The sequence below is a fragment of the Fusibacter sp. JL298sf-3 genome (assembly GCF_053842995.1).
In genome coordinates, this window is sequence record NZ_CM132608.1 from 2,841,989 (window position 1) to 2,856,219 (window position 14,231).

The window sequence follows — 14,231 nt, forward strand, 5'->3', positions numbered from 1 at the left end:
ATAAATCGTAAGGGTGTGATGAACCTCATTTCGTATTTGGGCACTTGAAATGAGAGGAGCAAGTAGTGCAACCGACCTTGACTTAATGGTGTAGACACACCATCGAGAAAGGGTGTTGTATATGAAAAAAAGGACAGCTTACAATGGGTTTAACCGAAAGCAAAAAGCATGGCGAGCCAATCAAGCAATAAAGAGAAAGATATTAACCACTGTTTTGATTGGTAGCTTTGCACTAATGAACGTTTTTAGCGCGAGTAGTGCCTACGCACTTTCGTCGAGCTCTATGACAAAGCACTCGGGAAACACACCGTCTCACGCCAATGCGCATAAAACCGACGTTGTCGGTGACACATGGGATGGTTCGACTTTCCAAGTGACCTACAATTACATGGGCAAAACGGTAGTCATTGACATAACATTTGATGAAGATGGGCGATACATGGATTGGTCGATAAACGTGGCAACTGATGACGATGTTATCGTAACCGGCGTTTATGTAAAAGGTGGCAATGGTTATTATTATTACGATTATGCGGGAACGGGATTAGATGCTGATACAGGTTTGTACTCACCAGAGAACAACGGCGGGAAAACACCTGAAATCAGCCATTTTAATTTTGAATTTGATTTGGACGACGATGGCGACGCCGATGCAGACGCCGATGCCGATGCCGATGCAGATGCTGATGCTGATGCGGATGCCGACGCAGATGCAGACGCTGACGCCGATGCAGACGCAGATGCAGATGCTGACGCAGATGCCGATGCAGATGCTGACGCCGATGCCGACGCCGATGCAGATGCCGACGCCGATGCAGACGCTGATGCCGATGCCGATGCCGATGCTGACGCTGATGCCGATGCGGATGCAGATGCTGATGCCGATGCCGACGCGGATGCAGACGCAGATGCAGACGCAGATGCAGACGCAGATGCAGACGCCGATGCAGACGCCGATGCAGACGCCGATGCAGATGCCGATGCAGATGCTGATGCAGATGCCGATGCTGACGCTGATGCTGATGCCGACGCTGATGCTGATGCGGATGCCGACGCAGATGCAGATGCAGATGCAGATGCAGACGCTGATGCCGATGCTGATGCCGATGCTGATGCCGACGCCGATGCCGATGCCGATGCAGATGCTGATGCAGACGCAGACGCAGACGCCGATGCAGACGCTGATGCCGATGCTGATGCCGACGCAGACGCCGATGCGGATGCCGATGCTGATGCTGATGCCGACGCCGATGCTGACGCCGATGCCGACGCAGACGCCGATGCAGATGCCGATGCAGACGCAGATGCCGATGCCGATGCAGATGCTGATGCCGATGCGGATGCCGATGCCGATGCTGACGCTGATGCAGACGCAGATGCGGATGCCGATGCCGACGCCGATGCTGACGTAGACCTTCCAGATGAACCGACTCCAGAAGGACCAGGTACTGAAATAATTGAAGAAGAGCCTGTTCCAGAGGGACCGGGTACCGAAATAATTGAAGAAGAACCTGTTCCGGAAGGACCAGCAGTAGATCTCTCCACTGAAATTGAGTTAACTGAAGAAGAGGTGCCATTGGGAGACGCATTGCCACAAACAGGACAAGCTTCAGCGGGAATGTTTGCAGGAATTGGCAGTTTGATGACTTCATTGGGCATTTACATCAAACGCAAGAAATAAAGATAGAAAATATTAGCCGAAACAGTTTAAAAGTTGCTATAATAGAGTCATATAGAGAAACTATAAGACGCTATATGGCAACTTTTTTTCGTATAAATCTGAGTGGCGTAAGGGGTACTTGTATGGAAAATAAGATGATTAATGTTGTAAAAAACTACTTTGAAACACGTGTCTCAGAAGAGCGTGCATCGCAGGCTCAGCCTGTAGTGTTTCTATCGTTTACAGATGGCGAGGAGCGGGCTACCGTGGTTAAGGGGCATTCGGACACGTATGCTCTGAGCTTTGATGAAGCGGCGGATAAGTTGAAACGCCACATCCAAAAGACAGGACATTTTCCCAAATGGCTGAAAGTCGATTGGGTGAGAGAGACGGCTGTATTGCCGTACAAAGTTTTTAAGGAAGAATGGTTAGGTGCTAAGCTGCATTATTATCGAAAGGGTGTTTCTTTTGACCCTGCGTTTAAGTTGGCATTTTTGGAACAGGAAATGAACGCCAATGCTTTTATCGTCGAAGACAAGAAGCAAAAAAAGAAGCGCATCCACTGGCGTAATGTGCATCACTACATTAAGCAAAATTCGGGACACCAACTTTGGATTGACGAGCGGATGATACGGCAAGTCATTGTCTTTCAAACGGAAAGCTTTTTCTTCGATGGCAGAACTTTTGTCGATTTGTCAACAGCGCCTTATTTTAACGGTCAGAGGAAGCGAGAGCGCTACAATATCGGGACACTATACGAAATGATAGATAACGCGTCTCAGTATTTAGCGGGACAAGTGGAAGACAGTGGCGCTTATCACTACGGGGTCTTTCCCTATTTTCAGCGAGCCATTAACCACTACAATATCCTAAGGCACGCCAGTAGCACATACGCACTAATAGAAAGCTATGAAGTTACAAAGCGTTCTGAGTTTATCCCGAAGATACAGGTGGCACTGGATTACTTAATTGATACGGCCTACTATGAAAAAGTGTTCTCTGACGGGACGCGTGTAGGGTATATTCGAGAGACGTCATCTGAAAATGAAATTAAACTCGGCGCCAATGCAGCAGCACTGCTGGCTCTAAGCAAGCACTATGAGGTGTTTGGTAAAAACACCTATAAAACGGTTGCCCAGAGGCTTTCACAGGGGATTGTCACTTTTTTTAGAGAAGGGCGTTTTATCCATGTTCTCGATGCCGATGCCGACGAGGTTAAAGAAGCTTTTAGAATTATTTATTATGAAGGAGAGGCCGTTTTTGCTTTGCTAAAGTATTATGAGTGGTGCGGCGACGCCGCTTTGCTCGATTTTTGTGAAACGGTTTTTGAACATTTTTACGAGGCGCAGTACGAACAGTTTGCCGACCACTGGCTAAGCTATGCGTCGTACCATCTGTTTAAGCATCGACCGAACACAAAGATTTTTGCTTTCAATCTCGCCAATGCCGGTAAAATTTTACCGTTTGCATCGACTCGAGAGACGACCTATGCAACGCTTCTCGAGCTCTTTATGGCAACAGATGCGTTGCTTGAGCACAATCGCCACTTACCGAAGCCCTATGAGATCCCAGAGACATTCGACGAGGCTTTTTTCCGAGAGGTTGTTAATTTCAGGGTGGTTCAAGGCTTTTCGGGTTATATGTATCCGGAAGTGGCCATGTATTTTAAAGCACCTATGGCGATTCTCGACAGCTTTTACATCCGGCACCACAGTTTCAGAATTAGAATTGACGATGTCGAGCATGCGTTATCGGGCTACTGCCGTTTCTATTACAAATTGCGCAGGTAAAAATTATGAATGGAGTTTAATTCTATGGGTATAATAGAAGTCATGTGGTTGTTTTTAACCTACGGTTTTATCGGCTGGTTATGGGAAACGCCCTATGTATCCCTATGTGAAAAAAGGTGGATTAACAGGGGCTTTTTGAGGGGACCGTTTATTCCTATTTACGGGTTTGGTGCTACGACAATTGTGTTGTTTATGAATTTTTTCGAAACCCACGTCCAGCTGGCACCCCCTCTAGACGTTTTAGTCGGCATGTTTTTTGCCATGGTGGTGGCCACAGTCCTCGAGTATGTGACCTCTTATCTGATGGAAGTTGCTTTCAGCACCCGTTGGTGGGATTACTCCTCTAGGAAGTTCAATATCAACGGACGAATCGCGTTATTGCCGTCCCTTTTTTGGGGCGTTGGCGGCTATACCTTGTGGCGGTATGTCAATCCGACGATAGAAGGGCTCGTCGACACGGTTTTTGGCCCGTACAAAATGGCAGCACTTATTTTCTTTTACGGCGTTTTGGCAATAGATACTGTTTCCACTGTTGGCGAACTGGTGTCTTTGAGAAAAGTGTTGACGCGAACGCGTGCGTTATCGGATAAGTTTTCCGAGTTTATTGAAGAGAACGAAGGCCTAAAAGAATGGGTGGACGAAGCCAAGAGCACGCTTAAAGCCAACAGCGTCTACAAGAGGCTGGAAGGCTTTAAGGAGTTAAACGATTTTACAGAGTTTATCAAGTCCAAAGCTCAGGAGCTTCAGGGCAAAAACTTAGAAGAGATTACAAAAGTTATGTCCAAGCTGAAAAAACACGACCGATTTGCACGGAAGTATCCAAATGCCCGAACCAAGAAGATGCCCGATATCTTTTTTAGCATACGAAAAAAAGACCGTGATAAAAAGGCCGAGGATCAAAGTTGAAGTTTTTTGAGCACAGCAGCTCGAAGGGCTAGAGCTTGGTGCCTGTGTTTAGAGCTGACGCTTTCAACTACGGCACAGTATTTGTCGACGGCGCAGAGCAACAGAGCACTTTTGTAGCGCGGTATGGCGAGTGGGGTCAATGGCCACATATGCGATAAAATCATGTTGGAGAGTTCGTCATCTACATCAAAAACGGCTTTTACATTTTGTAGGGCGATTTTCGGATGCCGAATACCGTGCAGTTTAATGCGCCCGGTGGCCTCGGGATGACCGATGTGCCAATCGTAAAGGTACAAGTCGTGTAAAAGTGCCCCTCGAACCACTTGATGCGATGCCCAATTAAAAAAATTACAAATCCGATAGATTGTATAGGCGACGAAGAGTGCATGCGCCATGCAGCTCACATCTCCATGGTGTGGGAACGCGTCGCTTTCTTGAAAAATTTTCGAAGTGAGCACCGCTTGGTGATTGTCAATCATTTCGTACAGCAATAATTCATTTAACATAATACACCACCTCTACAACACATTATAGTAGGTGGCGGTTACAGACTCAAGAGAAAATGCAGAAAGGAGCCAGTATGTACTACAACAAAAGCAGTAACGAAGTCGTAGAAGCACTGAAAGTTGTGCCTGAATCGGGCCTCTCAGATGCGGAAGTTTTGGAAAGGCGCAGTCAATATGGTGAAAACAAGCTCAAGGAGGGTCAAAAAAAGTCGCTCCTCGCCATGTTTTTCAGCCAAATGAAAGACCCTTTGATCTACGTTCTTTTAGCGGCGGCAGTTGTGACGATCGTTGTAAAAGAGTACACCGATGCGATTATCATTTTGGCTGTTGTCTTGCTAAATGCGGTCATAGGGCTTGTACAAGAGAGCAAAGCAGAAAAAGCTATTGAGGCACTTAAGCAGCTGACGTCACCGCATACCATTGTCAGACGCGGTGGGAAGACTGTGGAAATCGATTCCAAAGAGCTCGTCCCAGGTGATGTTGTCATTTTAGATGCCGGACGTTTCGTACCCGCGGATATTCGATTGACGGAAACTAAGACCCTTCAAATTGAAGAGTCGTCCCTTACGGGAGAATCGGTTCCTACAGATAAAGACGCGACATTTGTATCCGATAGCGATAAATGCCCGCTTGGCGACCGCCAAAACATGGCGTTTATGTCAACTTTGGTCACCTATGGACGAGGAGAAGGCGTCGTCGTCGGCACCGGTATGCAGACTGAAGTCGGAAAAATTGCCGAGAGCCTTAACGAAGCGACTGATCAGTTGACACCTCTTCAGAAAAAATTAGAAGAAATCGGCAAGTTGCTCGGCTTTATGGCACTGGGGATTACCATTATTATGTTTGTTCTCGGTCTTGTTCAGAATAGGGACTTGTTTACAATGTTTATGACAGCCATCTCACTTGCTGTTGCCGCTATTCCAGAAGGCCTTCCGGCAATTGTCGCCATCGTTCTCGCACTTGGCGTGACGCGAATGTCCAAAGCGAATGCCATTGTTAAGAAGTTGCCGGCAGTTGAGACGCTAGGCGCTGTCAATATTATTTGTTCCGATAAGACGGGGACTTTAACGCAAAATAAAATGACGGTTATGTCCATTTACACGCAAGGAGGCGCCACTTCGGTGAAGTCACCTGATGCAAAAGCGCTCACTGACGATGAAAAAGCGCTGATTCGCTCCATGGTGCTTTGCAGTGACGCCACGGCGGATGAGACGGGCAGTACAGGCGATCCCACCGAGGTGGCACTCGTTGTCCTAGGCAACCAGGTGGGTCTCGAAAAGGCGTCTATGGCGCGTCAAGCCAAGCGCGTCGGTGAAAAACCTTTCGATTCCGACCGCAAGATGATGAGTACATTGGTAACGGTTGAAGGCGGCTATGAAGTCCACACCAAGGGCGCCGTAGATCAGTTGCTAAAAGTGGTGACACATATTCAAGACGGTGGCGTGGTTCGCGCCATTGAAGACGCGGACAAACAGGCGATTTTAGAAGCAGCAGAACAGTATTCGAAAGAGGCGCTTCGCGTCTTAGGGGCGAGTACCAAACGCGTTCAGACTGAAATCGCTCCAGATGCCATGGAGTCTGAGTTGATCTTTTTAGGTTTGGTGGCCATGATCGATCCGCCGAGAGAAGAAGTTAAGCCGGCGATAGAAAAAGCCAAGGCAGCAGGGGTAACACCTGTGATGATTACAGGCGACCACGTCGTGACGGCTTTTGCTATTGCCAAAGAGCTCGGCATCGCAACAGAAGTCTCACAGACTATTTCCGGTGAGGAACTGGATGCGCTTTCAGAAGAAGCTCTAAGCGATAAAATTGAGAGCTTGCGCGTCTTTGCGCGGGTTTCTCCGGAACACAAAGTCAAAATTGTAAAGGCATTTAAGTCCAAAGGCCACATCGTTTCTATGACCGGCGACGGCGTCAACGACGCACCGTCTCTCAAACATGCGGACATCGGTGTCGCCATGGGTATTACGGGAACGGATGTTTCTAAAGGCGCCAGCGATATGATTTTGACAGATGACAATTTTACAACCATTGTCAAAGCGGTTGAAGAGGGCAGAACCATCTACAAGAATATTAAAAAAGCGGTGGTGTTCTTGCTGTCGTGTAACTTTGGTGAAATCGTCGCCATCTTCACATCTGTGCTGATGAACTTTGCCATACCGCTTTTACCGACCCAAATACTGTGGGTAAACCTCGTAACAGATTCACTCCCGGCGTTGGCACTTGGTGTAGATCCTGGGGACAAACGCGTTATGTCGGAAAAACCGCGTCGACCGGATGAGAGCTTTTTTGCAGGCGGCGCCGGCTTTAGAGCCATATTGGGTGGCCTACTCGTCGGTGCGACGACTTTAGTCGCCTTTGCAATCGGCCTTCAAGAAAACGGCTACTCTTTGATGACGTCGCAAGCGGCGAGTGAGTCGGCCTTGACATATGCACGTACCATGGCGTTTGTCGTATTGGCTTCGTCACAATTGTTCTACGCTATCTCAATGCGCAGTCTAGAAAAACCGCTTTACAAAGTGGGCGTTTTTAGAAACAAGCGTCTTTTCGGTGCTGTTGTCGTCGGTTTGGTGCTTCAAGCCATTGTCATTTCAGTACCGGTGCTCGCAAGTGCCTTTAAAGTGATGCCGTTGCCGCTTCACGACTGGGTGATTGTTTTTGCACTGGCGGTGATTCCGTTTATTGCCAGTGAAGTGGTTAAAACCGTTCGCTACGCATTAAAAAAAGGCGATGTTCAATAATTTTTTAATACTTCTTTAATCTATGTGGTATACACTATAGGAAATGATTCGATCATTTCCTATTTTGTTTAACAACAAGCCTTGAACCAAAAGTGTTCTCGCGAATGTTCAACGCGAGAATGCGTCAGCGAAAGGGGGTCTGATACGCTAAAAACGTGTCAAATGTTGTAGACAACAAGCCTTGAACCAAAAGTGTTCTCGCGAATGTTCAACGCGAGAATGCGTCAGCGAAAGGGGGGTTGATACGCTGAAAGCGTGTCAAATGTTGTAGACAACAAGCCTTGAACCAAAATGGGATGGCGGCATCGTGCTGCTAAACATATTTAAATTCAAAAGGAGAACAAATTATGAAAAAAGGATTGATTGCGGTGATTATCGTGCTGGTTCTGCTAGCGGGAACCGTGTTCTTAACCATTTCCAAGTACAATGGACTCGTCGTTTTGTCTGAAGAGGTCGAGATGAGCTTGAGTCAAATTGACAACCAGCTTCAGAGACGGAACGATTTGATACCGAATCTCGTTGAAACCGTAAAAGGGTATGCCAGTCAAGAAAAAGAAATTTTCTCGGATATTGCCGATGCACGCTCTAAACTTGTTGGCGCCGGCAGTGTAGCGGACAAAGCCAATGCTGATGCAGAGCTTTCAGGCGCTCTTTCGAGATTGCTCGCCATTTCTGAGAGCTATCCCGATTTAAAATCAGACGCCAACTTTAGACAATTGGCCGATGAGCTCGCCGGTACTGAAAATCGCATCGCCATAGCCCGACAAGATTACAACGAAGTGGCTAAAAGCTATAATCAGAGGACGAAGCAGTTCCCAATGGTTCTTTTTAGAACGGTGATGGGCTTTGAGGAGTACAGCTACTTTGAAGCACAAGAAGGTGCTGAAAACGTGCCCACTGTAGATTTTAATAACTAGAATCGGTGTGTCAAAGAGAGGGGGACGCGTTGAAACAATTGAGAGTTAAGAAGGTGGCCGTCTTATTGTTGTTCGTCTTTGCTTTAGGGATGGCAGCGGGTTTTGCGGCAAGTGAGTACCCCGAACCGACGCAAAACTTTTTTATTAACGACTACGCCGGTGTTCTTTCAGAAGCCACAGAAATTGAAGTGCTGCAGATGGCAGTGCCGCTGAGCGAAGGCACCGGGGCCCAGGTGGCGGTACTCACCGTCCCCACTTTGGGCGATGCGGATATTGAAAGCTATGCCAACGGCGTGTTTAGACAATGGGGCGTAGGTGATGCCAAAAAGAAAAACGGTGTTTTAATTGTTGTTGCGACAGAGGACCGTCAATCACGAATTGAAGTGGGATATGGTCTGGAAGGGCGATTAAACGACGGCAAAACGGGCCGAATTCAAGACGCCGCTTTAGAGGCCTTTCAAAGTGGCGACTACGATACGGGCATTCTCAGCATGGTCGATGCCCTCACCTCGGAAGTTCTCGTCGAGTACAACCTCACGGCGGCGGATTTACCGTCGGTAAACGTTCGCTATTACCCTTATGAGGCGTCTGGAGCCGAGCCCAAAGAGGGCCTGACAATAGGCAAGGTGTTTTTAGGGATTATCGTCTTTACTCTCATCGTATTAGACGTCCTCTTTAATCGCGGTAGATTGACGCGGTTCATTCTCTATACGGTGTCTCGTAGAGGTGGCGGCAGTTCTGGTGGCGGCTACTCAGGGGGCGGTGGCAGTTCCGGTGGTGGCGGCAGTTCGCGCAGTTGGTAAGGTGAAATCGTTTTTGAAACGTCGCAAAGAGCCTTTGCGGCGTTTTACATATTGAGGGGGTCGAAACTTATAACAATTGCATTTAGAGGATAAATCTGTTATGATAATTGCGTTTGTTAGTGAGAAGGAGACCAATTATGAACACAGCACTCATTATGATATTTCTGTCGCCGTTTACCGCTTGGCTCGTGTTGGCTTATGCGTTATACGATGGCTTAAAAAAAAGACCCAGACGTCCGCTTGACGCCATTGATAAATGCTTGCTGGCACTGTCGGCACTATCCGTTGTCAGCGGTGTCCTAAACGGCGACTGGCTGTCTATAGGCGGCGCTTTTGTTTTTATTGGCTTTATTGGCTTTAATCGGTGGCTTAAAGCGCATCTTACCTCGAGAGATAAGGTGGAAAAACTACTGGAACGCTTTTGGCACCTCGGCCTCCTAACTGGCGGTATCGGTGTCGTGGAAAAAGTGGCTTCAACTTTTATAGATATGAGCTGGTTCCCCAAGCTCTTTTTTAACCCGACGTACTATCCTACGGCAGAAAGCTACAGGATTATGTCGACTTTCGGCAACCCGAACATCGCTGCAGATTGGTTTGCAATACTGGCGTTGCTCAGTTTTTATTTTATGGAAAAAGGTAGAAAGCATTACAAAGCCGGGGCAATTCTCTTTGTGGCCAATTTGATGTTCACAGGCTCCAAGGGCGCTTTAGTGGCTTTTGTCGTATCTATTATTTTCTACTGTGCCCTTAAAAAATCCAAGCAACTTTGGCATTACTTAAGCGGTGTCATGGTGTTTATAGGCGTTACGCTGACGGTGTCATTTGACCTGTTTAACAGCATTAACTTGAGAGGTGAGATATGGCGCCGATGCCTTCAAATGATTTATGAGAAGCCGATTTTCGGATCGGGATTTTACGGGATTTATCAGCGTATGGGTGAACCGCATGCACACAATATTTTTATATCGATTACCACCAGCCTAGGGGTTGCGGGTTTGATAGCCGGTATTGCACTTTCGTTATTTTGTTTAAAAGACGGCATTCACATCGTCCGGCACAAAGTGCCGATGAGCAGACTGCTACTTTCGGTTATGGCGGTGTTGTTTATACACGGTCTTGTGGATTTTACATTGTTAGCGCCTCAGACCAGTGTTCTTTTCTTCGGCACCATGCAGTTAATGCGTCTTCTTTCTGAACAGACCAGTGCTGAAAAAGCCCGGGTTTATCGTCTGAAGAAAACGGATTTAAGCCACTACACGTGGCACGCGTACAAGGAGGGAAATCGTGAAATCTATTAAGAGCCTTTTATTGGCGGGGCTTATAGGCCTCAGCGCCGTGGGTGTAACCTATGGTGAAACCCCTACAGGAATCAAGTGGGTGAAGCCTATGGCAATCGATGCCGAAGAGCGGTTGGTTCCTCAAGTGGTTATCGACGACCGCACCTACGTGGGCGTACGCCATCTGTCGGAAATTATAGGCAAAGAAGTAACCTACAACAGTGTGGAGAAGACGGTTTATGTCACAGACGGTACCAAAGTGGTTCAAGGGATGTCGGACGACGCACCTTCTGAAGAAAAAGTGGCGGCTGTGCCGACAACTGTACACCTTGTGTATGATGGTCTAAGCGTGGCGGAAGCCGGGGTTAATGTCGAAGGGCATTTGTACGTCCCCCTTCGCGCGGCGGAGCGGGCTTTGCCCATCGACGTGGAATGGGATGCTGCAAAGCGCCATGTCGTCGTGAAGACTTTTGAACGCCCTCTGATGGGTACCTCCAGAGAAACCATTCGCTACGGGGCGTTTCACAACGAGCGCACCATACAAGCCAACGCCTATAAAGCGCAGTACGGAGACGCTATTATGGCTTCTGTCATAGACGGAGAGCCGTTTGGTGTGAAACTCGATGCCGCGGTACTGGAAAAATTTAAAATGGATTTGCTCGTACGGGATTTTTTAATCGGTGAAGGAATCGATTACACGCCGATTTCTGAAGCACAATACCTACGTTTTCTCGAGGATTACGCAGAAGACGCCAATATGCAAACCGTTCTCGAGGGGGTTGCTTTGACGCGGACGTTTGTCGACGAGGTCTATAGGACGCAGCACTATCAGCGTTCATTTGAGACGCGTATTCACGAGCAACTTCTACCGGAGATGGCGGCGTTAAAAGCCGACGAAATCGTCGAAGTTGAAGTGCGTCACATCCTCTGCGCGACGTTTGAAGAGGCGGAAGCAGCTAAACGCCGCATTGAAAAGGGCGAAGCGTTCGATACCGTAGCAGATGCCGATTCTTTGGATGTCAATGCCAAAGGGGGCAAATTAGGGCGCTTTGGTCGTGGGACAATGGTACCTGAGTTTGAAGAGGCGGCATTTGAGCTTCCAATCAATACAGTGAGTGCGCCCGTTAAAACATCGTTTGGCTATCACATCGTCGAAGTCACAGGGCGATGGACTGTAGAGACGCTTGAAGCTGAAGGGGAGACGTCGCGAGCGGCGGCGTATTACGACGCACTTTACACGATGAAGAGAGATGCTGCGGTGACGGCGTTCATTGCGCAACTTTCTGACTCTGTTGAAATTCAAAGGTGGGATAAATAGATGCAAAACTATAAAGGCATCGTACACTATGAGGGGACTAAGTACAAAGGCTGGCAGCGGCTCAAACAGTCTGGAGACACCGTACAGGGCAAAATCGAGGAGACGTTGAGTCGTTTGCTCAACGAAACCGTGGCCATTAACGGTTCCGGCAGAACAGATGCCGGTGTTCACGCCAGAGGGCAGGTCTTTAATTTTCAAACGGCACACGCAGTGGCGCCGGAGTGGCTTTTGCAACAGGTCAACCACTACTTGCCGGAAGACATTGCGGTGTTGGCCATCGAACCTGTGGACGCGCGGTTTCATGCGCGCTTTCACGCTGTGTCAAAGACGTACGTGTATCGGATATGGCGTGCACCTTATCCACCGGTCTTTCAGCGCCGAACAGTGTGGGCTTATGACGGCGAACTGGATAGTGCCACCATGCGCCAGATGGCGCAGCTCATGGTTGGCAAGCGGGATTTTAAGGCGTTCAGCACCGATAAGACGAAGAAATCGACCGTGCGCACTTTGACCTCTATTGACATCGTCGAGTCGGAAGAACTGATGACGTTGACGTTTAAAGGCGACGGCTTTCTCTACAATATGGTGCGCATCTTGGCGGGGACACTGTTAGCGGCAGGGCGCGGCGAGTTCACACCTGAAAAGTTGAATCGGGCTTTTGAAACAGGCGACCGATCGCTGGTAGGAGAAACGCTTCCGGCCAAAGGCCTCACTTTGGAGGCTGTCGTATACGATAAATAGCGCAAAGGCATAAAAATAGCCGGGGGATTACATCGCTTTTTAGGCGATGTGGTCTCACCGGCGCTTTGTTTTTTTGGGAAAAAGTTTGAACGACAGATTAAAGAGTTAACTTTTCAATGATGTCGGCATGGTCGGGATACGCCTCTGTCAGCGCGTCTCTTTCGAAGAGCTCAAAATCGTCAAAGTCAAAACCGTAAGAAACGACGCAACCGACGAGACTAAAACCGTCTGGTGTGTCGCTCAATGGCGCAGAGCCAAAAATCACACCTGCGGGAACGAGCAGCTGAGGTCTCTGCCCCGCTTCCAAGTCGAGGCCAAGGGTTTCCACGCGTAAAGTCCCCTCAGTATCGATCATGTAAATGTTCAGTGGCTCGCCGTCGTGGAAGAACCAGAGTTCATCGGACTGTAAGCGGTGAAAATGGGAGACATCGTCTTTTTCAAGTAAAAAATAGATGCTCGTAGACAGTGGACGCGTCTCGCCGTCGGCCTTTTTAAAGACGTCGGGGCTGGCATAAGTTTGCGCATAGTACCCGCCTTCCGGGTGCTTGTTCATTTTTAAAACTTCGATGTAGCTTGTTGCTTTAGACATGTGTAACTCCTTCTTTCCTAAACCATGCAACTGATGTAAAAGTATTTCGAAATGAGTATATCAGAAAAAAAACAGATGTACAACAAAAGGGCGTTTTAAAAACGGGTGGACAGGCGTATAATAAGACTAGATCTTTTTACAGAAGGGAAGGGGTTATATGTTAGAATGGTTTGAGCAATTTTCGCCTGTACAACAGGCGCTGATAGGCACGCTGTTTACCTGGGGCGTAACGGCTTTAGGAGCGGCACTTGTATTTTTCTTTAAGCAAATCAACAAAACGGTGCTCAACGGCATGCTGGGATTTGCCGCAGGGGTAATGATTGCCGCGAGTTTCTGGTCGCTGTTGGCGCCGGGCATCGAAATGGCCGAAGCACTTGGTCAAACGGCCTATCTGACCGCTGCGATTGGCTTTTTATCCGGTGGCGGGTTCTTGTTTCTAGTGGACAAGCTCTTGCCCCATCTCCACATGGGTCTGGATACGAGCCAAGCCGAGGGGGTAAAGACCAACTGGCAACGCAGTGTTCTGCTGGTATTGGCCATTACGCTTCACAACATTCCGGAAGGGTTGGCCGTCGGGGTCGCCTTTGGCGCCGCTGCAAAAGGCATTGGATCTTCTGCAACGCTGGCGGGCGCTATTGCCCTCGCCATCGGTATCGGTCTTCAAAACTTTCCTGAGGGGGCTGCTGTATCCATTCCGTTGAGGCGGGAAGGTTTCAGTCGTAAGAAAGCGTTTTTATACGGCCAGGCCAGCGGCATTGTGGAACCGATGGCAGGGGTTGTCGGTGCGTTTGCAGTCACCCGTATGCAACCGATATTGCCCTATGCATTGGCCTTTGCCGCAGGGGCGATGATTTACGTGGTTATAGAGGAACTGATTCCAGAAGCCCAGCGGGAAGAAGGCGGCTCAAAGACAGATGTAGCGACCATCGGCACCATGCTCGGCTTTACGGTAATGATGATTTTAGATGTGGCTTTAGGTTAAA

Annotated in this window: 12 protein-coding genes and 1 riboswitch; of the genes, 10 read left to right on the top strand and 2 right to left on the bottom strand. The window is 48.4% G+C overall.

Annotation, left to right across the window (positions count from 1 at the left end; all coding sequences use genetic code 11):
• Window positions 1–2: 2 nt before the first annotated feature.
• Window positions 3–84, top strand: a riboswitch (cyclic di-GMP riboswitch).
• 37 nt (window positions 85–121) lie between these two features.
• From ACR6HW_RS13430 to ACR6HW_RS13440, 3 genes are all read left to right on the top strand, one after another.
• Complete coding sequence (locus tag ACR6HW_RS13430) at window positions 122–1,681, top strand: LPXTG cell wall anchor domain-containing protein (RefSeq protein WP_455728234.1); 1,560 nt, start codon at window positions 122–124, stop codon at window positions 1,679–1,681.
• A gap of 122 nt (window positions 1,682–1,803) precedes the next feature.
• On the top strand, window positions 1,804–3,450 hold the full coding sequence (locus ACR6HW_RS13435; RefSeq protein WP_455728235.1) for a thioredoxin: 1,647 nt from the start codon (window positions 1,804–1,806) through the stop codon (window positions 3,448–3,450).
• 24 nt (window positions 3,451–3,474) lie between these two features.
• Window positions 3,475–4,356, top strand: coding sequence for a putative ABC transporter permease (locus tag ACR6HW_RS13440; protein WP_455728236.1), 882 nt, complete (start codon window positions 3,475–3,477; stop codon window positions 4,354–4,356).
• Here the strand turns inward: ACR6HW_RS13440 and ACR6HW_RS13445 are convergent.
• Window positions 4,347–4,862 (bottom strand): HD family phosphohydrolase, encoded by a 516-nt coding sequence (locus ACR6HW_RS13445; RefSeq protein WP_455728237.1) that lies wholly within the window; start codon window positions 4,860–4,862, stop codon window positions 4,347–4,349. The two genes, ACR6HW_RS13440 and ACR6HW_RS13445, sit on opposite strands and share 10 nt — an antisense overlap.
• 74 nt (window positions 4,863–4,936) lie before the next feature.
• Here ACR6HW_RS13445 and ACR6HW_RS13450 point away from each other — a divergent pair, with 74 nt between their 5' ends.
• From ACR6HW_RS13450 to truA, 6 genes are all read left to right on the top strand, one after another.
• The gene (locus ACR6HW_RS13450; RefSeq protein ID WP_455728238.1) at window positions 4,937–7,603 is read left to right on the top strand and encodes a cation-translocating P-type ATPase; all 2,667 of its coding nucleotides are present in this window, start codon (window positions 4,937–4,939) and stop codon (window positions 7,601–7,603) included.
• A gap of 347 nt (window positions 7,604–7,950) precedes the next feature.
• Entirely contained in the window at window positions 7,951–8,520 is a 570-nt protein-coding gene (locus ACR6HW_RS13455) for a LemA family protein (protein WP_455728239.1), read from the top strand.
• A 29-nt stretch (window positions 8,521–8,549) separates the two neighbouring features.
• Window positions 8,550–9,323 carry a TPM domain-containing protein gene (locus ACR6HW_RS13460; RefSeq protein ID WP_455728240.1) on the top strand — a complete coding sequence of 258 codons (774 nt, stop codon included), beginning with the start codon at window positions 8,550–8,552 and terminating at the stop codon, window positions 9,321–9,323.
• A gap of 137 nt (window positions 9,324–9,460) precedes the next feature.
• On the top strand, window positions 9,461–10,621 hold the full coding sequence (locus tag ACR6HW_RS13465) for an O-antigen ligase family protein (RefSeq protein ID WP_455728241.1): 1,161 nt from the start codon (window positions 9,461–9,463) through the stop codon (window positions 10,619–10,621).
• Window positions 10,608–11,918, top strand: a complete 1,311-nt coding sequence (locus ACR6HW_RS13470; protein ID WP_455728242.1) for a peptidylprolyl isomerase — start codon at window positions 10,608–10,610, stop codon at window positions 11,916–11,918. Before ACR6HW_RS13465 ends, ACR6HW_RS13470 begins: the two co-directional genes overlap by 14 nt.
• The gene (gene truA / locus ACR6HW_RS13475) at window positions 11,919–12,659 is read left to right on the top strand and encodes a tRNA pseudouridine(38-40) synthase TruA (protein ID WP_455728243.1); all 741 of its coding nucleotides are present in this window, start codon (window positions 11,919–11,921) and stop codon (window positions 12,657–12,659) included. It abuts the gene before it with no gap.
• 97 nt (window positions 12,660–12,756) lie between these two features.
• Here truA and ACR6HW_RS13480 read toward each other — a convergent pair whose 3' ends face one another.
• Window positions 12,757–13,248: a cupin domain-containing protein gene (locus ACR6HW_RS13480; RefSeq protein WP_455728244.1), complete on the bottom strand. Its 492-nt coding sequence runs from the start codon at window positions 13,246–13,248 to the stop codon at window positions 12,757–12,759.
• 157 nt (window positions 13,249–13,405) lie between these two features.
• Here ACR6HW_RS13480 and ACR6HW_RS13485 point away from each other — a divergent pair, with 157 nt between their 5' ends.
• Window positions 13,406–14,230 carry a ZIP family metal transporter gene (locus tag ACR6HW_RS13485; protein WP_455728245.1) on the top strand — a complete coding sequence of 275 codons (825 nt, stop codon included), beginning with the start codon at window positions 13,406–13,408 and terminating at the stop codon, window positions 14,228–14,230.
• The last annotated feature ends 1 nt before the right edge of the window (window position 14,231 follow it).

What these genes read in the sequence shown, in the direction of transcription:
- ACR6HW_RS13485 (WP_455728245.1), top strand. Translation starts at nt 13,406, where the DNA reads ATGTTAGAATGGTTTGAGCAATTTTCGCCTGTACAACAGGCGCTGATA.
- ACR6HW_RS13450 (WP_455728238.1), top strand. Translation starts at nt 4,937, where the DNA reads ATGTACTACAACAAAAGCAGTAACGAAGTCGTAGAAGCACTGAAAGTT.
- ACR6HW_RS13435 (WP_455728235.1), top strand. Translation starts at nt 1,804, where the DNA reads ATGGAAAATAAGATGATTAATGTTGTAAAAAACTACTTTGAAACACGT.
- ACR6HW_RS13465 (WP_455728241.1), top strand. Translation starts at nt 9,461, where the DNA reads ATGAACACAGCACTCATTATGATATTTCTGTCGCCGTTTACCGCTTGG.
- ACR6HW_RS13445 (WP_455728237.1), bottom strand. Translation starts at nt 4,862, where the DNA reads ATGTTAAATGAATTATTGCTGTACGAAATGATTGACAATCACCAAGCG.
- ACR6HW_RS13455 (WP_455728239.1), top strand. Translation starts at nt 7,951, where the DNA reads ATGAAAAAAGGATTGATTGCGGTGATTATCGTGCTGGTTCTGCTAGCG.
- ACR6HW_RS13440 (WP_455728236.1), top strand. Translation starts at nt 3,475, where the DNA reads ATGGGTATAATAGAAGTCATGTGGTTGTTTTTAACCTACGGTTTTATC.
- ACR6HW_RS13430 (WP_455728234.1), top strand. Translation starts at nt 122, where the DNA reads ATGAAAAAAAGGACAGCTTACAATGGGTTTAACCGAAAGCAAAAAGCA.
- truA (WP_455728243.1), top strand. Translation starts at nt 11,919, where the DNA reads ATGCAAAACTATAAAGGCATCGTACACTATGAGGGGACTAAGTACAAA.
- ACR6HW_RS13480 (WP_455728244.1), bottom strand. Translation starts at nt 13,248, where the DNA reads ATGTCTAAAGCAACAAGCTACATCGAAGTTTTAAAAATGAACAAGCAC.